This window comes from Actinomyces oricola, assembly GCF_004104015.1.
GTDB lineage: Bacteria > Actinomycetota > Actinomycetes > Actinomycetales > Actinomycetaceae > Actinomyces > Actinomyces oricola.
Genome location: NZ_RYFV01000028.1, coordinates 14644 through 33100 on the forward strand (window position 1 = coordinate 14644; position 18457 = coordinate 33100).

General features: G+C 66.7%; 13 protein-coding genes. 7 read left to right on the plus strand and 6 right to left on the minus strand.

Going from position 1 to position 18457, the window contains the following annotated elements; genetic code table 11:
- Positions 1-241: 241 nt before the first annotated feature.
- On the plus strand, positions 242-916 hold the full coding sequence (locus tag EUC46_RS10500; protein WP_164918810.1) for a CPBP family intramembrane glutamic endopeptidase: 675 nt from the start codon (positions 242-244) through the stop codon (positions 914-916).
- A gap of 447 nt (positions 917-1363) precedes the next feature.
- Here the strand turns inward: EUC46_RS10500 and EUC46_RS10505 are convergent, their stop codons facing one another.
- From EUC46_RS10505 to EUC46_RS10515, 3 genes are read right to left on the minus strand one after another with little or no spacing between them, the layout of a single operon-like run.
- Positions 1364-2338, minus strand: a complete 975-nt coding sequence (locus EUC46_RS10505) for a hypothetical protein (protein ID WP_128774113.1) — start codon at positions 2336-2338, stop codon at positions 1364-1366.
- A complete protein-coding gene (locus tag EUC46_RS13330; RefSeq protein WP_128774114.1) occupies positions 2335-7824 on the minus strand; it encodes a tetratricopeptide repeat protein in 5490 nt (1829 codons plus the stop codon). The genes EUC46_RS10505 and EUC46_RS13330 overlap by 4 nt, the downstream gene beginning before the upstream one ends.
- Positions 7809-9185 carry an alpha/beta hydrolase gene (locus tag EUC46_RS10515; protein WP_128774115.1) on the minus strand — a complete coding sequence of 459 codons (1377 nt, stop codon included), beginning with the start codon at positions 9183-9185 and terminating at the stop codon, positions 7809-7811. The genes EUC46_RS13330 and EUC46_RS10515 overlap by 16 nt, the downstream gene beginning before the upstream one ends.
- 294 nt (positions 9186-9479) lie before the next feature.
- Here EUC46_RS10515 and EUC46_RS10520 point away from each other — a divergent pair, with 294 nt between their 5' ends.
- The 4 genes from EUC46_RS10520 (at position 9480) to EUC46_RS10535 (ending at position 12388) form a co-directional block, all read left to right on the plus strand.
- The gene (locus EUC46_RS10520; protein ID WP_128774116.1) at positions 9480-9776 is read left to right on the plus strand and encodes a hypothetical protein; all 297 of its coding nucleotides are present in this window, start codon (positions 9480-9482) and stop codon (positions 9774-9776) included.
- 236 nt (positions 9777-10012) lie between these two features.
- On the plus strand, positions 10013-10258 hold the full coding sequence (locus tag EUC46_RS10525) for a helix-turn-helix domain-containing protein (protein ID WP_128774128.1): 246 nt from the start codon (positions 10013-10015) through the stop codon (positions 10256-10258).
- Positions 10251-11501, plus strand: coding sequence for a type II toxin-antitoxin system HipA family toxin (locus EUC46_RS10530; RefSeq protein WP_164918811.1), 1251 nt, complete (start codon positions 10251-10253; stop codon positions 11499-11501). Before EUC46_RS10525 ends, EUC46_RS10530 begins: the two co-directional genes overlap by 8 nt.
- Before the next feature lie 128 nt (positions 11502-11629).
- Positions 11630-12388, plus strand: coding sequence for a formylglycine-generating enzyme family protein (locus tag EUC46_RS10535; RefSeq protein WP_206645974.1), 759 nt, complete (start codon positions 11630-11632; stop codon positions 12386-12388).
- A gap of 79 nt (positions 12389-12467) precedes the next feature.
- On the opposite strand, the gene ilvD is transcribed toward EUC46_RS10535, so the two are convergent.
- From ilvD to EUC46_RS10550, 3 genes are all read right to left on the minus strand, one after another.
- Positions 12468-14351, minus strand: a complete 1884-nt coding sequence (gene ilvD / locus EUC46_RS10540; protein WP_128774118.1) for a dihydroxy-acid dehydratase — start codon at positions 14349-14351, stop codon at positions 12468-12470.
- 279 nt (positions 14352-14630) lie between these two features.
- A complete protein-coding gene (locus EUC46_RS10545) occupies positions 14631-15038 on the minus strand; it encodes an FKBP-type peptidyl-prolyl cis-trans isomerase (protein ID WP_128774119.1) in 408 nt (135 codons plus the stop codon).
- 139 nt (positions 15039-15177) lie between these two features.
- Positions 15178-16149 (minus strand): Bax inhibitor-1/YccA family protein, encoded by a 972-nt coding sequence (locus tag EUC46_RS10550; RefSeq protein WP_128774120.1) that lies wholly within the window; start codon positions 16147-16149, stop codon positions 15178-15180.
- A gap of 336 nt (positions 16150-16485) precedes the next feature.
- Between EUC46_RS10550 and EUC46_RS10555 the strand changes: the two genes are divergently transcribed.
- On the plus strand, positions 16486-17415 hold the full coding sequence (locus tag EUC46_RS10555) for an ABC transporter ATP-binding protein (protein ID WP_128774121.1): 930 nt from the start codon (positions 16486-16488) through the stop codon (positions 17413-17415).
- A 47-nt stretch (positions 17416-17462) separates the two neighbouring features.
- Positions 17463-18341, plus strand: a complete 879-nt coding sequence (locus tag EUC46_RS10560) for an ABC transporter permease subunit (protein WP_241655533.1) — start codon at positions 17463-17465, stop codon at positions 18339-18341.
- Positions 18342-18457 lie beyond the last annotated feature (116 nt).

The following is an 18457-nucleotide window of genomic DNA, read 5'->3' on the forward strand; positions in this document are numbered from 1 at the left end:
GCCGACTCCTTGGCCTGTTTGGGTCTTGTGGCCCACCGCCGTGCAGGCGGCGCGACCCGCGGGTGAGGGCGGTGCGTAAGGCCACAGTCCACGGCGGGGTCGCGAATTTGGGAAACCAGTAAGATGCCCGCGTCATTCTGGCGCCCTCACGGGCGCCTCGTACCGATTGGTCTTACTGATCGCATATTCGAGAGACTCTATGAAACCGCATATCGTTGCTCCGTTGTTCTATACGGCCGCCATGGGCGCGATCTTCGCCTATCTGCACCATATCCGGGGCGCCGGCTATGGAAGTGCGGAGTTCATCCAGGGCGCCGTATTAGGAGTGGCATTGTTGGCGGCAGCCAGCGCTGCGTACTGCCGGTCACAGCGCCCGACCCTGCCGGACGCGGCCCCTTCGGGCTGGCGGATCATGCTGCTGCCCATGGTTCCCTCAGGAGCGATGACGCTCTACGCTCTGGCCACGCGGGCCCAGACCAGTTGGGCCTTTGTCGCACCGCTCCTGCTGGCCATCGCCGTCGGCCTGGGCGAGGAGCTGATCTACCGCAAGGTCGTGCTTTCATCTCTTCTGCGAACCACCTCGCCCAGGCGCGCCATAGTGGTCAGCGCAGCAATCTTCTCCGTGCTTCACGCCGTCAATGTTCTGGGCGGGCAAACGGCCGTTGACACCTTCCGGCAGCTCATGTCTACCTTCGTGGCCGGTTTGGCCTATGCCGTGATGTACCTCTACACCCGGCGCATCGCCTGGCTCATCGTGGCGCACGCCATGTGGGACTACGCCGGGTTCTCCGGTGCCATCACCCCGGGTTCGCCGCTGGCGTCGCTGGCGCTGGTGGTGCCGCTCCTGGAGGTGATCGCCACGGTGGTGATCCTGCGCCGGCACAGGGAACTCATATCCACTGAGGCGCCCGTATGAGCTGAATCATGCTGAGTCACGGCGGCCCGGTGCCGCAGCCTCCGGCCCGAGTTTCGACATTTCAGTGCCCGTCTCGGGCGCCAGGTCTCGGGGTCGAGGTTGAGGGTGTTGAGGATGGCCTGGGCTTGGGATGTGAGTGGGGGGCCAGCGGTGATTGTCTGGTCGGCCAGGTGGATCCGGGCAGTCGGGAGGTGATGGGCTCGGGCAGGTTCGGCGGGACGGTCCGACGGCGACCAGGGCCGGGCCCAGTTGCGTTGACGGGCGTGCGGACGACGGCACTACGCCATGTTCCGCCCGCGTCGGCTCCGGGCAGCGCGGGCCGCACACGAAGAGGAAGACGCCCACGGCGGTGACCAGGACCATGTCCAGGTGGTGCTGACCATGCACCCACATCGCGCGCTGAGACTTGATCCGTCCATGCCACCTGATCGCGCCGCGCCGTTCCGATCACAGGAAGCCCTGCGCGAGAGTCCAGCCCATGTCACCGGCGCACCTTGGGTACCGCCCTTGGGGGACACTGCCAAGGGCCGCTAATCCAGCCCGGTGAGCATCTTCCAGTTTCTTGTCCTGGAGCAGCGACCTGTAAAGACTGTGGCAGTATCGCGAGACATCGAGGTCACTTACCTCCCCGGGCCAGAACACAATTGCCGACGACCAGCTGCCAAGGTGCGCGGCGATTGAAGTTGAGTTGCACCCGGCGAGAACGAGGAGACCGGGCGCAGGTTTTGTTGCGAGCATGGCAGCCAGATTGGAGATTTCGACCTGAACGGGTTTCGAGGGATCGCAGGAGTCCGCCAGCTCCACCGCACTACCGGTCGAGTGAAAGGCAAGGTGAAGGATTGAGGATCGACGATGCGGAGACACCTCGTCCGCTGTAATATTAGGGCACGCCTCGGCCTCCCTTTTCGCGATACGAAAGAGTTCACGGATCCGAGTGACTCCGGCATTGAAATTATTCCCGTTGCTGTCGCTTCCTGTCATAATAAGAATGGTGATCGGCGTCCCTCGTCGCGAGCGTTTAGGTACGACCTCCGAGTCACGCGCGAGCTCGATATCCATGAACGCCAAGGCAGCCCGGTTATCGGGAGGTAGACATTTCTTCGTCTCGAACTTAGCGATAAAGTTTACAGACCGTCTTGGCAGCTGCGGCTCGCCGGGGAGATGACGACGCAGGAGGGCAGGATCGATGTAAACTTGCGGCGGCGGATAAATTGGCGCTTCAGGCGCGCACCACGCAAGGATCTCGTCACGGTCGACGTCACAGAGTATCTCGAGTTCATCGAGAGGAACTCCTTGTTCGAGCTTGCTCTTGATCCACGCGCGGCGCGCTTCCCTGGCCGATCGGCGTTCCGTCTCGGTGCCGCGGCGGCAGTGTTCATTGAGATCCCTGAGGAGCGTGACATCCGCGACGGTTAATCTCATGATGAGGACGCACGCGAGGAATGATTGAGGATGTCAAGCAGATCCGAGAAACCTGACGGGCAGTCCTCATGGAGAAGAGCCTGGGACAGCAGGAGACGGAGCTGCTCAATGTGGAATGACGATACCGACTCGCGCGCGCCTTGGAGCCGGACCTCTGCTTTCCCGGTTTCTCCGGCCGCAGCCGCACGCAGGACCTCAGCGAGGACGCCAAGCGACATATGGTTAGCCAGCGAAGGGTTCAGAACCAGGGCAGCGAGGATCGCCCGCCACTTCCCTCGTCCCAGAAGATCCGCGAGGGCATCAACAGCATCGTCAGCATTCGTGACCGCGTAGGCGATCTCCGGATCGGACAAGCGGGCCAGGTCAAGCAGTGCCGTGAGCGTGGCGGCCTCGTCGGCGGAGGTGAGATTCTTCAGAGCCTGTGGAACAAGGTCTGCAAGCCTGGAATCGGTCAGCAGCGTGGGGTGGTTGCGCAGGTACTGGCCTCCACGACTCCGCCTATGCTCGGCGAGCCACTCTTTGGTCAATGTTATGGCGAGGTCTTGACTTCTCAGCAGCGAAGCGATCTCATCAATACCATGGCTCTTGATCTGGGTGACGTACTGATGAAGCACGCTAATCGGTGGCACATCGATAAAGAGATCAGTAAGCGCGTCTAGCGTCTCGCAGTCGGAGGGGGTGGGAGAGTTCCATTCTGATTCCAGGTAGGTCGCCTGCTCGGCTGGGCTGTCACAGTTAAGCCACGTCTCCAGACATTGCCTGAGAGACTCGTCGACAATAACAACTGCCCAGATGGGAAGGTCCTCATTCGTGAGACCGTGTTCTCGAAGGGCCGCCGCGATCTCACGCCGGCACGGTCCAAGAAATCGAGGATCGTCGTCCTTATTAGCTTCCTGGGCGGCAACTACCACATCTTCGGCCCCTTCGGATCCGCGCCAACGTGCTCGCGCCAGCAGGAGATAGGCTCGGGCAGCCGACGACAGGTGCTCTGTGTTCGTGGTGAAGACTTCCAGGACCTCATCGTGGCGCCCAGCCTCCGACAGGCAGATGGCGAGGTTATTCAGGGACATGACAAGGTCCGAGATGTAGGCAGCCGCATTGGCCTCGGCCAGGGCCCGACGCAGGTCGACAGCCTCCTGGGCGACCTGCAGCGCCTCATCCCAGCGCCCAGCCTCCGCCAGACGGCCTGCGAGATTGTTCAGGGAGGTTGCGAGGTCGGGGGTGTAGGCATCCGCATTGGCCTCGGCCAGGGCCCGACGCAGGTCGACAGCCTCCTGGGCGACCTGCAGCGCCTCATCCCGACGCCCAGCCTCCGCCAGACGGCTCGCGAGGTTGCTCAGGGACATGGCAAGGTCAGGGGTGTAGGCAGCCGCATTAACCTCCGCGAGACGCTGATAAAGATCTACAGCCTCCTGAGCGGCCTGGAGCGCCTCATCGTAGCGATCAATTTTCGCCAGGCGATTGGCGAGGTTGTTCAAGGATCCGGCGAGGTCGGGGGTGTAGGCATCCGCATTGGCCTCGGCCAGGGCCCGACGCAGGATGACAGCCTCCTGGGCAGTCTCGAGCGCCTCAGCCCGACGCCCAGCCTCCGCCAGACGGCTCGCGAGGTTGCTCAGGGACATGGCAAGGTCGGGGGTGTAGGCAGCCGCATTAACCTCCGCGAGACGCTGATAAAGATCTACAGCCTTCTGAGCGGCCTGGAGCGCCTCATCCCGACGCCCGACCTCTGACAGGCGGATGGCGAGGTTGTTCAGGGAGGCGGCGAGGTCAGGGGTGTAGGCATCCGCATTGGCCTCAGCCAGGGTCCAACGCAGATCGACAGCCTCCTGAGCAGCACGAAGGGCCTCCTCGCAGCGTCCGACCTCCGCCAGGAAGGTGGCGAGATTGTTCAGGGAGGCGGCGAGGTCAGGGGTGTAGGCATCCGCATTGGCCTCAGCCAGCTTCTGATAAAGGCCCTTAGCCTGTTGGGCAGCCTGAAGCGCCTCATCCCAGCGCCCAGCCTCCACCAGATGGCCCGCTAGGTTGCTCAGGGACATGGCGAGGTCAGGGGTGTAGGCATCCGCATTGGCCTCAGCCAGCTTCTGATAGAGACCCGTAGCCTGTTGGGCAACTTCGAGCGCCTCATCCCGACACCCGACCTCTGACAGGCGGATGGCGAGATTGTTCAGGGACATAGCGAGATCAGGGGTGTAGGCATCCGCATTGGCCTCAGCCAGGGCCCGACGCAGATCGACAGCCTCCTGAGCGGCCTGCAGCGCCTCACCCCAACTCCCAACTCTCGACAGACAGTTACCAAGATTACTCAGGGACATAGCGAGATCAGGGGTATAGGCGGCCTCATTGTCCCGGGCCAGGTTCCGATAGATACTGGTAGCCTCCTGAGCGGCCTGGAGCGCCTCGTCCCAGCGCCCAGCCTCCGACAGGCGGTTGGCGAGATTGTTCAGGGAGACGGCGAGGTCGGGGGTGTAGGCATCCGCATTGGCCTCGGCCAGGGCCCGACGCAGATCGACAGCCTCCTGAGCGGCCTGGAGCGCCTCATCCCAGCGCCCAGCCTCCGCCAGGCGGATGGCGAGATTGTTCAGGGACATGGCGAGGTCAGGGGTGTAGGCATCCGCATTGGCCTCAGCCAGCTTCTGATAAAGGCTCTTAGCCTGTTGGGCAGCCTGAAGCGCCTCATCCCGACGCCCAGCCTCCGCCAGATGGCCCGCTAGGTTGTTCAGGGAGGCAGCGAGGTTAGGAGTGTAAGCGGCCTCATTGGCTCCGGCAAGTTTCTGATAAAGGCTCTTAGCCTGTTGGGCAGCCTGAAGCGCCTCATCCCGACGCCCAGCCTCCGCCAGATGGCCCGCTAGGTTGTTCAGGGAGACGGCGAGGTCAGGGGTGTAGGCATCCGCATTGGCCTCAGCAAGTTTCTGATAGAGACCCGTAGCCTGTTGGGCAACTTCGAGCGCCTCATCCCGACGCCCAGCCTCCGCCAGGAAAGTGGCGAGGTTGTTCAGGGACATGGTGAGGTCGGGGGTGTAGGCAACCTCATTGGCCTCGGCCAGGGCCCGACGCAGGTCGACAGCCTCCTGGGCAGTCTCGAGCGCCTCATTCCGACGCCCAGCCTCTGACAGACGGATGGCGAGATTGCTCAGGGACATGGCAAGGTCAGGGGTGTAAGCGGCCTCATTGGCCTCGGCAAGCTTCTGATAGAGGCCCGCAACCTGTTGGGCAGTCTCGAGTGCCTCATCTCGACGCCCAGCCTCCGACAGACGGTTAGCGAGATTATTCAGCGCCTGAGCTCGTTGCGCAGGTTCGTCTCCTGCCAAGGTCTCCAGCCGTCGTGCCACTGCCACACCCAGGCCTCTCAGCCAGCTGTGCCCCAAGGGAATGGCTTCATGAATCTCTGCCAGAGGTAGGTCGGCTCCGCTAGTGACGAGTTCCTCCAGAGCCCGCGCAAAAGGTCCTCCTCGAGCCAGGGAAACACGCAGAGCCGCACGCCACAGATGAGGGCGTGCGGCCAGGACTCGCCTGGCCAGGCTCAGTGCTCGTTCCTGGTCGAGGTCCGCAGCCCGGGTAATGACGCCGCAGCACCGCTCCGCCTGCTCCCCCAGCGCCAGCGCCCGAGCAACCACCAAGTCATCGGCCTCGGGATCCTCAAGGCCCGGCACCGTCAACGGGTCCTGAGGCAGCACCTCATCAAGCAGCTCTGGTGCCTTTCTGCAGACCTGGAGGACCAGGTGCTCCGCCACCGGATCCGGCTGGAGGACCACACCGCCGTCCCCGGCACCGCGCAGCAACGTCTCCTCCAGGAGCTCGGCGTAGCGGCTCCGTAGGAGGTGCTCGTTGCTCCACTCCGGCAGCCGGGAGAGAACCTCGTCGACCGCCTCGGCGTCGGGGGCCGGAGCCAGCATGGTCAGGACAGCCGCCGCCCGACGATGATGAACCTTACTGATAATCGTGAGACCCGAGTCCCGTGCCTCCTCACGCCACCGCCCGAACTCCACCTCCAACACCCTGTCATACAGGTTGTCCCGTGTTGGTGGCAGTTTCTCGACGTCGATCTTCTTTGTATCATCCTCCTGCTTCGGCAACGCCGTCAGCCAGGCCTGAAGCACAATGTCCAGGGTGGTTCTCCCCTCCCGCTCCGGAGAGGGCATGTCCGCGGGCACGGATGAGCCCATGGCCTTGGCGAAGGCGTGGGCAGCCCGGCGGTACAGGAGCCCCGGAACATCCGGAACATCCGGATCATCAAGACGCTGCTCAAGCCTCATGGGCAGCACCGCCCCCAGGCGGACCCCGTCCTCCTCCATGTTCTCCTGGAACTGCTCCCACCACACGTCCGCGCCGCGGGAGGTGAGGACGAGCCGCGTCGGAGAACGGCGCGCGGCCAGGGCACGCAGCAGGCGCCGCAGCTGCTCCTGGCGAGACTCCTCAGCATAGTCCACCACAATGAGCAGCTCGGTGGTCAGTTTGCTGAACTCGGCCAGATCGGCGTCGGACAGGTCCGCCCGTGCGGGCAGGAAACCCGCGCACCAGCCCAGAGTGCTCAGGTTGTGACACAGCTCGGCCGCGAGCCTCGTCTTGCCGCATCCTCCCGCGCCCGTCACCAGAGCCACCGCCAGATCGGTGCCTGCGGTATTGGAGTCCTCGGTCGTGCCACCGGTGGCACAGGCCCAGTCGCGCAGCTGGTTCAGCTCCCGACGGGGGCAGAAGGGAACCACCCCGCTGCGTGTGCGGAGCAGCTGCAACGGCGTCGCCCCCTCGGCCAGGGGGAGGTATCCGGGCAGAAGAATCCCGGAAGGGTCCCTGACCTCGGGTGCAGAGGCGTCGTCGAGCATCGTGGTGGCCCGCAGGCCCCCGACGTCCACACACACGTCCCACTGCCAGGTCCGCAGGTACTCGGCGCCCTTGGCCAGAGCCTTTGCCCAGTCGCCCGGAGATCCACCGGGCGGGGTCGTCACCTGCTGCGCGTCAATCGCCAGCCAGGACTGGGCGCGCTCAGGATCGGATGTAACAAGGTCCTCAATCCGGAAGTCATCGTCGAGGAAGGGCTCGCGCGTAAAACCCCCCTTCAGCCGGGCCGGGCAGCCCACGCCCCAGGAGGCATTCACGGGCACCAGGACGATCGCGTGCCGCTGCTGATGCTCCCGCTCGCCCCGCTTAAGGGTGAGGATCATGGGGTACACGCCCGCATCGAGGGCGGCGCAGCAGAAGGTGACGCACATGTCCAGGCAGGTGGCCAGTCGCCAGGACAGCACCTCGTTCAGGGGGCGCACGTCCTGCGCCCCGCGCTCGGAGTCCGCCGGCTCGCGCACGTAGCGGATGCCCAGCAGGGTCAGCTGCTCTATGATCCGCTCGCACTTGAGAGAAACATTGCCCGAGTCCGGCCCAGGCATCTGCCGACCGTCCGCCGCGGACAGGAGACGGTGCACCCAGCCGGCGTGCACCATGCGCGCCAGGTAGGTCGGGTGCTGCTCGGCGTCCCACCTTACTCGCTCGGGCACGGCACAACCCCCACCCGGACGGTCTCCTCCAGGTCCAGCCCTCCGGACACGCCCGCGGCCGTGGCCCTCAAACGGTGGACCCCGGCCTTCAATGGCGGGGTCTGCGCCACCCAGGCCTCGCCGTCGGTCTCGACGGGAACCTCGCCCGTTGAGGTGAGGAAGACCCGGAGATCGCTGGCACCCAGCGCCTCGCCGGAGGCGTCCTCAATGGCGATGCGCACCGTCTGCGGCTGCCCCGCCGGGACCACATCATCGAGGTCGATGCTCAAGTAGGCCTCAGGGCGGTCTGCGTCACCCCGAATGGCAGCGGGCAGCGGCTCCATGCCATAACCGGCGACGTGCCCGTCTACGGCACCCTCCTCCATGAGCTCGCTGTGCTTACTCTTCAATCGGTGCCAGGAGTCCGGCCTCCCCTCCAGGAAATCTGGGATCACGGAGATCATCGGCACCGTACCGTCACCGCCGCGGCGACTCGCGCCGAGCCCAGGCAGGTCCGCCTTCTTGGTCCTCAGGCGGTTACCGGTCAGAACGGCCCGGCACAAGGTGGGAATGCCCTGCGTGTAGTAGATGTTGAAGGGGTTCCCGCTCGTGCTGGCCGCCTTGGCCTCCAGCTCCTGGTGCAGAGCACAGTTCGCCTGGTAGGCCGCCTCGGCCCGGGCCTGGAAGCCGGGCACGGCCTGGGCCACCTGGTAGGGATAGAGTTGGCCCGTCCCGTCCTCGACCGCCTTCCAATGGGGCAGCAGGTCGAAGACCGAGTCCCACCCCCGCAGCACGCGGTTGAAGGAGCCGGGCAGGGGTAGGCCGCGCGCGCTCGCCCCATTGACCAGGACCTCGAGGGCCTTCGTGGCCCCCCGGTAGGGCGTGCCCAGGGTCATGATCTCCCTGACCTCGATCCCGTCACTGAGATTGGCCCACCACGACGCCGCCACGAGCCCACCCATGGAATGAGCCACGAGGACGACCGGCCGTCCCTGGGCGCGCCGACGGATCTCCCGGTCCAGGACCTCGGCATTGTGCGCCACGGAGCGGCGGAAGTCGTAGGGGAAGGCCACCAGGGATGCGTCGGGCCGCACTGGCTGAGGATCGTGCGGACGCGCCGTGGCCACCTCCGCCTGACTCAGGCCAAGCACCTGGGTCAGACGATCCATGATCCTGTCGTAGCCGGTGATGAGGAGAGGGTGGCAGACGCCGAAGGTGGGGATGAGTCCCACCGGGTGCAGGGAGCGGGCCATGTCCAGTTCGTCCGGATTCAGGCAGCACGTCAGAGCAGTCGGGGCATCCACTGTGTAGACGGTGTTGCCGTCGTCGTCGGCCAAGATACTTCCGCCGATACCAGGAATAACAACGATCAGGGGATCCATGGCAACCTCTCTGGTCAGGACCTACCATTGAATTGGCAGCCTAACAGCGCCCCAGCCCGCCTGTACGGCAGGTCATATGACAGGTTCTGGTACCAGCAGGTCCTCTCAGACACCCAAGGCAAGGTTGAGGGCAACCACCACCACGGCTGGCACAACGCACGGGACGGGCCTAGGCCTCCCTCGTACGGCCGCGCGCGATCGTCGTGCCAACCGGACACCGCTATATCTCGCCTGGCGTCCTCACCCAGCTGGAGCGGGCCGGTCTCAGCATTCCGAGAGTGTGGAAGTAGGCAGATGATGAAGACCAATACGCACAGCTATGAGGTGATCGCCCACCGCGAGGTCTACCCCGGAGGAACCTGGTGGGTGTTCTCCATCCCCGCCCTGGACGCAGTTGGACAGGCCACTCGGCTCACTGACGTCGCGGCCGAGGCTCGCGGCATCATCTCAGCCTGGAACGAGAGCGGGCCGGCCCCGCACGACGTGCGCGTGACCGTGCGCCTCGACGGTGAGGCGGAGGCTCGTGCCGTCCAGGATGTGCGGCGGCGTGGTGTAGGAGGCGGCGCTGGTCAGGGACTTGCCGACATCTGAGGCGCCGACGAGGGCGGTGGAGGCGCCCGGGCGAGCTCGAGGTCGACGCCGTCAACGACGGTGGTGTCGCGGTGGAGTACGCGCAGGCCAGCAAGCATGACGCTCACCCGCGGCACCCCAGACATCGATGAGAATCGAATTCAACTCACATGGGCCGGCCATGCGACTACCTTATACTCAGCGCCAGGTGTGACGATGTTATGATCGTCGAGAGCAGGGGGTAGACCGTGGCGCAGATGGAAGTGCGCGGCGAGGTGACGTCGCCGCAGACCCTGGGACGCCTGCTGTGCCAGGCCCGCATGTCCACCGGAATGAGCCAGCGCGAGCTCGCCGAGCGGCTGGGCATCTCCCAGCGCTACGTGTGGGAGATGGAGGCCGGCAAGCCGTCCCTGTACACCGACCGACTCTTCGCCTTCATGCGCGCCACCGACATGCGCCTGACCGCCACCCTGACCATCGATGACAGGCTCTTCGATGAGTGACCTGCGCGTTGAGCTGGACGGAACCCTGGTCGGCACACTCCGGGGCGAGTGGCGCACCTTCGACTTTCATGCAGCGCACGAGGGTATCGAGCGATTCGGCCTGGAGTCGACGGCACTGTCCGTGGACATCCCCCTGACACTGGCGCCCCGTCGTTCTGGGCGAGCGCGGCGCCAGGCATGGTTCGCCGGGCTCCTGCCCGAAGGGCGCATGCTCAGCCGGCTCGCCGCCGAGGCTGGGCTGCCGGTTCACGACACCATTGGCCTCCTGCGGCGCTATGGGAGGGACCTGGCCGGTGCACCGCAGATCTGGGACCCTGAGGCCCCCGGCGAGCCTCGCACGCCCCGCCTTCAGCCGCTGTCTGTACACGGAGTGGCCAACCTGCTGCGTACCGTCCAGGACTCCCCCTTGGGCAACGCTGACGTGCACGGCAGAACGTCCTTGGGCGGCGTTCAGGACAAGATCGTCCTGACGCTCCAGGACGGGCTCTGGCACCGGGCCCTGGACGGCTACCCATCGACCCACCTGCTCAAGCCAGGCTCCTCACTACTGCCCACGCTGATCGGCGACGAGGCCTACGGCTCCTTGGTCGCCCGGCACTTGGGGCTGGCCGAGCACCGAACATGGATCGAGTCGTTCGCGGACGTCGACGCCCTGGTCATCGAGCGCTACGACCGCACGCAGGGCACCCCGCCTGGGCGCGTCCACCAGGAGGACCTCAGCCAGGTGCTGGGGGTCGTGGGCGACCAGAAGTACCAGCGCATTGGCGGGCGCGTCTCTTGCGCCCGGGTGGCGCAGGCACTGGCGGCCCGCCTGCCGGACGCCGAGGAGTCGCTGAGATGGCTGACTCGCATGGTGACCCTGTCGGTCGCCGTGGGGAACCTGGACATGCACACCAAGAACCTCTCAATCCTCCACCCCTCAGGTCGCCAGCCGCGACCTGCCCCGGCGTATGACATTGTGCCCATGGCGCACCGGGCGGGCGACGGAGAGATGGCGCTGGCCGTGGCCGGCGAGTACCGCCACGCGGCACTCACATGCGAGCACCTGGTCGCCGAGGCGGAATCCTGGGGCCTAGGCACCAACGACGCGCAAGGTCTTGTCACCGGGACCGTTGAGTCGATCCGGGACTATGCCCGCACACACGACGCCCCACCACCCGCAGATCCGCGCTTGCCCCACATCATCACCACATTCTGCGACCGCCTCCTGGCAGGCCAGGAGGTCGGGAGCGTGCAGGACTGAGCCTGCGACCAAGGGCGACCAGCCGCGGGCGCAGCCTTCGCATGGCCTCCGGACCGTGATTGCGCCGCCAGCAGGGTCCGCATCGCGCCACCGACAGGTCCGCATTGCGCCGCTGGTAGGGTCGATTCGTGACTCTGCTCGAGATGGCGCGAATCCAAGGCGGCGAGCTCGTGATGCGCGACGCCCGAACATCCTCGACGCGGACCGTGGCGGTGGAGCCGTTCAGCCTCTCGACAACGCCTGTGACAGTGGCGCAGTTCTCCCAGATCCAGATCAGTCACGCCGCCGGCGGCTCCGCCCCGGTGTGCCCGGTGTCGTGGATCGACGCGGTCCGCTGGTGCAACACCGCGTCCATCGCTCAGGGCCTCGAACCCGCCTACCGGATCAACGACGCGACCACGTCCTGGGACGTAGGTTCCGATGGGTACCGGCTCCCCACGGAGGCTGAGTGGGAGTGGGCCTGCCGCGCGGGGACGACGGGCCCTCGTTACGGCGAGGTCGGGGACATCGCCTGGACGGAGACGGACGGACTCGACGGCCCTGCGCCCGTGGCGACCAAGCGACCCAACGCGTTCGGACTGTACGACATGTTGGGGAACGTATGGGAGTGGTGCTGGGACTACGCCGATCCCGCGCGATACGCGGACTACCGATCCCTTCGAGGCGGTGGGTGGGCGGACAAGCCGTGGAGCTGCCGCGCTTCCGTGCGACGCGGGAGCATGCCCACGGCCCGGTTGGACGATGTCGGGTTCCGCGTCGCCCGGGGCGCCGTAGAGTCGTCAGGCGGTGACGAGGTCCAGGGGTGGTCCCACCAGCGAGACGTCTCGAGGGCGAGTATCACCGGTCCCATCCCCTTCGGCTGGACACCGCTTCGCGAGATCACCTAGAGCGGGGGCCTTGGGGCATTGGCGCCATCTCAGTGCGAGTGGCGCCGCTCACTCCGAACGGCAGCGCTGAAGCCGCGCCTCACATGCCGAGCTTGGACAGGTCGCGCACGGCGCCCAGGTCCGCGCTCGTGGCGAGCATGGCGTAGGCGCGAAGCGCTGCCGAGACCCTCCGGGGCCGCTCGATGTGCGGCGTCCACGCCGCCTGACCACGGGCCTCCTCAGCAGCGCGGCGCGAGGCGATCTCGTCGTCGGACAGGCGCACCGAGATGGAGCGGGCCGGGATATCGATGTCGATAACGTCCCCCGTGCGCACCAGACCAATGAGCCCGCCCGCGGCCGCCTCCGGGGAGGCGTGCCCGATGCTCAGCCCCGAGGTGCCCCCGGAGAAGCGCCCGTCGGTCAGCAGCGCGCACTCCTTGCCCAGGTGCATGGACTTAATGTAGGTGGTCGGGTACAGCATCTCCTGCATGCCGGGCCCCCCGCGCGGGCCCTCATGGCTGATGACGACGACATCGCCGGCCTTCACCTTCCCCCCGAGGATCCCCTCGACAGCCGCATCCTGCGATTCGAAGACCACCGCTGGCCCGGAGAAGGTCAGGATGGAAGCATCCACACCCGCGGTCTTGACAATGCAGCCCTTGGTGGCAATGTTGCCGAAGAGCACCGCCAGGCCGCCGTCGGCCGAGTAGGCGTGCTCCAGGTCGCGGATGGCGCCGGTGGCGCGGTCGGTGTCCAGGGCCTCCCAGCGGGAGGACTGGGAGAACATCTCGGTGGTGCGCACCCCGGCGGGGGCGGCCAGGTAGCCGGTGCGGACCTCCTGGCTCACTGCGGAGCCGGGGACGCCGTCGGGGCCAGGGCGGACGACGTCGTAGGCGGCGAGCTCGTCGGCCAGCGTCCCGCGCAGGACGGTGCGGGTGGAGGTGTGGAGGAGGCCGGCACGGTCGAGCTCGCCCAGGATGCCCATAATGCCGCCGGCGCGGTGGACGTCCTCGACGTGGACGAGGTTGGTGGAGGGGGCCACCTTGCACAGGTGCGGAACCTTCCGGGAGAGCCGGTCGATGTCCGCCATGCGGAAGTCCACCTCGCCCTCCTGCGCGGCGGCCAGCAGGTGCAGCACGGTGTTGGTGGACCCACCCATGGCGATGTCCAGGCACATGGCGTTCTCGAAGGCCGCCTTGGTGGCGATGGAGCGGGGCAGGACGGACTCGTCGTCCTCCTCGTAGTAGGCCCTGGCCAGGTCCACAATCCGGCGCCCGGCCTCCTCGAAGAGGGCGCGGCGGTCGGCGTGGGTGGCCAGCAGGGTGCCGTTCATGGGCAGGGCCAGGCCCAGGGCCTCGGTGAGGCAGTTCATGGAGTTGGCGGTGAACATCCCCGAGCACGACCCGCAGGTGGGGCAGGCCAGGCGCTCAATGGCGGAGATCGTCTCGTCGTTGACGGTGGGGTCGGCGGCGTCCATCATGGCGTCGATGAGGTCGAGCTTGCGGGGCGCGCCATCGGCAGCCACCATCTTGCCCGACTCCATGGGACCCCCGGAGATGAAGATCGCCGGAATATTGAGCCGCAAAGCGGCCATGAGCATGCCGGGGGTGATTTTGTCGCAGTTGGAGATGCACACCAGGGCGTCGGCGCAGTGGGCGGAGACCATGTACTCCACGGAGTCGGCAATGAGGTCACGGCTGGGCAGGGAGTAGAGCATGCCGTCGTGGCCCATCGCAATGCCGTCGTCCACCGCAATGGTGTTGAACTCCTTGGCAATACCGCCGGCGGCCTCGATCTGCGCGGCGACGAGCCGGCCGACATCGCGCAGGCCCACGTGCCCGGGAACGAACTGGGTGAAAGAGTTCGCAATCGCAATAATGGGCTTACCGAAATCGGAGTCCTTCACCCCGGTGGCCCTCCACAGGGCGCGAGCTCCCGCCATATTGCGGCCGGAGGTGGAGGTGGCGCTGCGGTAGCGAGGCATGGGGTCTCCCGAGAGGCGAGATGACGGACTGTCGTCAGCCTACCCGCAGGCCCCGACGTCCGACGGCGAAGGCCCAGTCGCCGGACGTTCCCCGGCCCCGGCGCACGGTAGCGCCCACACAGGCCAGTCGAGGCGTCGGCCGCAGCGCCCTGGGCCCGGCGCACGGTAGTGGCCCTCCGGCGCGGCGGGCCACCGCATATCTAGCGGCGGGCCGACGACGCCGGCCCGGTCAACAGCACCAGAGCGCTAATCCCCCTGAGGCGCAGGCGGCGCCGTGCGTCACATCACACCCAGGATCTCGGTGACGAACACGAGCGTGTCCCCGCCCTTAATGCCGGCTTGGGGGACGCCGCGCGCGCCGTAGCCCAAGGACGCGGGGATGGACAGCAGCACGCGCGAGCCCACCCGCTGGCCGACCAGGCCGTCATCCCACCCGCGAATGACCATGCCGACACCGATCTGGAAGTCGAGCGGGGCCCCGCGATCATAAGAGTTGTCGAAGACCTGGCCGTCCCAGACCTGACCAAGGTAGTGGCACACAATCTGGTCGCCGGCCTCGACGACCTGACCATCGCCGGGATCGAGCACCTGGACCTGAAGCCCCTCGGGGGCCGGAGCACCGGAGAAGGTGAGGACAGGCTTGGTGCCCTTGGCACCCTCAACAGTGGGCATATTCGTGTTGATCATGGGCACCAGCCTACGCGACGGGCTGCGAGCAGGAGCCGAAGGGCCGCCAGGGCCCCACTGGTAGCACGTACGACAGGGCCGGCCGGACTCATGCCCGGCCGGCCCTGCATCCCCGTGAAGGGGCGGGACGCTGGGAGGATCAGTTGTCGTAGAAAATGGCCAGAATCCGCAGGATCTCGACGTACAGCCACACGAGTGTGACGACGAGCCCGAAGGCCCCGGCCCAGGCGTAGCGGGTGGGCAGGCCGGCCTCGACGCCCCGCTGGATGGACTCGAAGTCCGCGGCCAGGCTGAAGGCCGCCATGACGACGGCGAGCAGGCCGATGATGATGCCGATCGGGATGCCCGCGATCTCTATGGAGCGCAGGCCGAAGGAGCCACCGGTGTCGGAGAGCAGCATGACGCCGAAGTTGAGCAGGCAGAAGACGAGGTAGCCGCCCATGGCCAGCAGGAGGATCTTCTGGGCCTTGCCGGACAGGCGGAAGCCGCCGATCTTGTAGGCGCCGAGCATGACTGCGAACACCGCCACGGAGGCCAGCACGGCCTGGATGACGATCCCGGGGAAGCGCGCCTCCATAACGCCGGAGAAGGCGCCGAGCATGGCGCCCTCGCAAGCCGAGTAGGCCAGGATGAGCGCGGGCGAGGGCACCTTCTTGAAGGAGTTGACCAGGCCCAGGGCGAGAGCGCCGATCGCCCCGCCGATCATTAGGAGGAAGCCGATGGGGGCCGTGGAGGGGTTGGTCGCCATGACCCAGGAGACGGCCCCGGTGGCCAGGATGACCGCGAACATGCCGGCAGTGCGCACAATGACGTCGTCATACGTCATGGCGCCACGGTCAACATTGGTTGCCGAAGGCGCCTGGTAGGCGGCCTCCATGCCGGCCAGCTGCTGAGGGCTGACCTGCCCGTAGCCGGTCTGAGGCGCCTGGCCGTAACCGGTCTGGGGGGCCTGCCCGTAGCCGGCCTGAGGCGCCTGACCGTAGCCATAAGCCGCCTGACCGGGCTGGTAGCCGGGCATGGTGGGGTAGCCATTGGGGGTGGTCGCCACCGTGGTGCCGGTGGCGCCACGCTGGCTGAACATGGGGTTGCGGTCGAAGAAGGGGTTACTCATCGTGCGGTGTCCTCTCGAAGTCGGGGACGGGCCGGCGCCCCGCGAGGGGCGCCCGCACGCTCCACGGGTCATCCTGCCGCAGATTCCTGAGAAGGACCTGCGCCGCTAAAGGGAACAACACCCCACCACGCCCTCCTCCTCCAGGAGGAGTGACCTCCCCCACAGGTGTGGTCACCGAGGTCGCCACAGCTCCTCCACACTGCCGACGGCAGCCGTGGCGCCGCTTCCTAGCCTGGAGTTATTCGATGGCGCCAAGCCCTACGGGCCGGCCCGCGCGATCCCCAACCACCCACCTCACGACAGCCCCGACCCCACCGGAAAAAGCAGAGCCCCACCATGATCGAAGCAGTCAACCTCACCAAGCGCTACGGTTCGAAGACCGCCGTCAACAATGTCTCCTTTTCCATTGAGCCGGGCACGGTCACTGGTTTCCTCGGCCCCAATGGAGCCGGCAAGTCCACCACTATGCGCCTCATTATGGGACTGGACCACCCCACCTCCGGTTCGGTCACTATTGACGGCAAGCACTACAGGGATCTGGCCGCCCCCCTGTGCGAGGTCGGCGCTCTTCTGGACGCCAAGGGCCTGCACGGCTCACGCTCGGCCCGCAACCACCTGCGTCAACTGGCGGTGTCCAATGGCATCCACTCCCGCCGCGTGGACGAGGTCCTGGAGCTCACCGGGCTGACGGCGGTAGCCAAGAAGCGCGTCAAGGGGTTCTCCCTGGGCATGGCCCAGCGCCTGGGGATTGCCGCCGCCCTCCTGGGCGACCCCAAGGTCCTCATCTTCGACGAGCCCGTCAACGGCCTGGACCCCGAAGGCGTCAAATGGGTGCGCGAGACCTGCCAGCGCCTGGCCGCAGAGGGCCGGACCGTCTTCATCTCCTCCCACCTCATGAGCGAGATGGCCCAGACCGCCGACCACCTCCTGGTCATTGGCCGCGGCAAGATCCTGACGCAGGGCCCGGTCAACGAGGTCATCTCCAAGGCCACCACCGACGTCGTGCGCATCGCCTCCCCACAGGCCACCGACCTGGCCGCCGCCCTGAAGAAGGCCGGCATTGCGGTGGAGCCCGCCGAACCCGGAGTACTGACCACGGCATCGGCACCCGCTTCCCGGGTCGGCGAGGTCGCCGCCTCAGCCGGAATCGTCCTGCACGAGCTCGCCACCATCCACGCCTCCCTGGAGGACGCCTACCTGCGCCTGACCAACGACTCCGTGGAGTACCGCACCGACACCACCGGCCGCCGGCCGGCCGCCCAATGAGCGCGCCTCCGCCGCCCCCCTCCACCCCCTCACCAGGAAGCCCCACTATGACCACCACAGCCGCCACCATGACCGCCACCCCCGCGCGCACCGCGACCGCCCGCTCCTCCGCCCACCACACCACTCGAGTCCAAGGTCGTCAGACCTTCCCACGCGCCGTGCACGCCGAATGGCTCAAGGTGTGGACACTGCGCTCAACCTGGTTGACCTCCGCCATCACGGTCGCCATTACCGTCCTGCTCGGCGCCGGCATAGCGATCGCCTATATCAGGCTCGGTGACACGGAGGCGACCGCCCGCTACGCCATTACCGCCGGCCTCAGCTTCGGTCAGATCGCCGTGGCCGTCCTGGGGACCCTCGTCATTACCGGCGAGTACGCCTCGGGCCAGATCCGCTCCTCCCTGGCGGCCGTCCCGCGCCGCGGCCAGCTCCTGGCCGCCAAGGCGATCGTCGTGGCAGCAGTCAGCTTCCTGCTGGGGGTGGTGTCCATACTCCTGTCCTGGGCCATCTCCGCCCCCTTCCTCAACGGACACGCCGGCTCGCTGCTCGACGCGGAGTACCTGGGCTTCTTCTGGGGGGCCGGCCTGAGCTACGCGGGCATCGCTTTAATGAGCATGGGCCTGGGCTTCCTCATGCGCTCAACCGCCGGCTCGATCTCAGTGGCCATGACCCTCCTGTTCGTCCTGGCCATCCCCCTGCAGATACTGGGCGAGAAGTGGAACTGGGCCCTCAAGATCCTCGGCCTGCTTCCCGCCAGTGTCCAAAGCGCCGTCGTTGACCCGTTCAGCCTGGTGACCACCTGGGGCAGCACCGAGCCGAACGCCATCAACTTCTTGGAGCACTGGCAGGCGGTGGCGGTCTTCGCCGCCTGGGCCATTGTCCCCGTGCTGGCCGCCTGGGCTGTTTTCTCCCGCCGCGACGCCTGAGCCCCAGCTCCCGGCCCACCATGACTCAGCTCGATTCCCAGCGCCAGGCGCCTGAGCCCCAGGTCCTGACGCTGGGTTTCGCCCGCGCCGCCGCCCGGGCCGCCCTCGAGAGCCCC

Excerpts from the sequence above, each read along its gene's own strand:
- EUC46_RS10555 (WP_128774121.1), top strand. The coding sequence starts at position 16,486 with ATGATCGAAGCAGTCAACCTCACCAAGCGCTACGGTTCGAAGACCGCC.
- EUC46_RS10560 (WP_241655533.1), top strand. The coding sequence starts at position 17,463 with ATGACCACCACAGCCGCCACCATGACCGCCACCCCCGCGCGCACCGCG.
- EUC46_RS10525 (WP_128774128.1), top strand. The coding sequence starts at position 10,013 with ATGGAAGTGCGCGGCGAGGTGACGTCGCCGCAGACCCTGGGACGCCTG.
- EUC46_RS10545 (WP_128774119.1), bottom strand. The coding sequence starts at position 15,038 with ATGATCAACACGAATATGCCCACTGTTGAGGGTGCCAAGGGCACCAAG.
- EUC46_RS10500 (WP_164918810.1), top strand. The coding sequence starts at position 242 with ATGGGCGCGATCTTCGCCTATCTGCACCATATCCGGGGCGCCGGCTAT.
- ilvD (WP_128774118.1), bottom strand. The coding sequence starts at position 14,351 with ATGCCTCGCTACCGCAGCGCCACCTCCACCTCCGGCCGCAATATGGCG.
- EUC46_RS10550 (WP_128774120.1), bottom strand. The coding sequence starts at position 16,149 with ATGAGTAACCCCTTCTTCGACCGCAACCCCATGTTCAGCCAGCGTGGC.
- EUC46_RS10505 (WP_128774113.1), bottom strand. The coding sequence starts at position 2,338 with ATGAGATTAACCGTCGCGGATGTCACGCTCCTCAGGGATCTCAATGAA.
- EUC46_RS10515 (WP_128774115.1), bottom strand. The coding sequence starts at position 9,185 with ATGGATCCCCTGATCGTTGTTATTCCTGGTATCGGCGGAAGTATCTTG.
- EUC46_RS10530 (WP_164918811.1), top strand. The coding sequence starts at position 10,251 with ATGAGTGACCTGCGCGTTGAGCTGGACGGAACCCTGGTCGGCACACTC.
- EUC46_RS10520 (WP_128774116.1), top strand. The coding sequence starts at position 9,480 with ATGATGAAGACCAATACGCACAGCTATGAGGTGATCGCCCACCGCGAG.